General features: G+C 53.6%; 1 protein-coding gene. It reads left to right on the top strand.

The genetic code is table 11. The annotated features are described in order from the left end of the window. Positions 1-360: ISAs1 family transposase (locus tag EA58_RS20435; protein WP_036757441.1), on the top strand; the 360-nt coding region annotated here is incomplete at both ends.

Here is a 360-nt window from a genome sequence, read left to right as displayed (position 1 = left end):
GGCAAGTTAGCGGCAGCCGTACAGACCGCTTTCGCCCCACACCGCCGCGCCCCAATAGAGAAAACCACGTGTCAAATTGAGAAGCAAAAGGGGCGGGTTGAAGCGCGTACTTGCCATGTATTGAATGCCAGTGAGTTGGAGGGGGACTTCTCCACTTGGAGCGGGCTGACCAGCATCGTGATGGTTGAAAACTACCGTGCGGCAAAAGGCAAAGAGTCAGAGTTGGAGTATCGCTACTACATCAGTTCAGCCGAACTGACCCCAGAGCAGGCCGGGAATGCCATCCGTGCCCACTGGGGTATTGAGTCAATGCACTGGATATTAGATGTGAGTATGCGAGAAGATGCTTGTCAGATTTAC

The sequence above is a fragment of the Photobacterium galatheae genome (genome assembly GCF_000695255.1).
GTDB lineage: Bacteria > Pseudomonadota > Gammaproteobacteria > Enterobacterales > Vibrionaceae > Photobacterium > Photobacterium galatheae.
The sequence above is the reverse complement of the archived record's forward strand: the minus strand, read 5'-3'. Positions and strand labels throughout refer to the sequence as shown.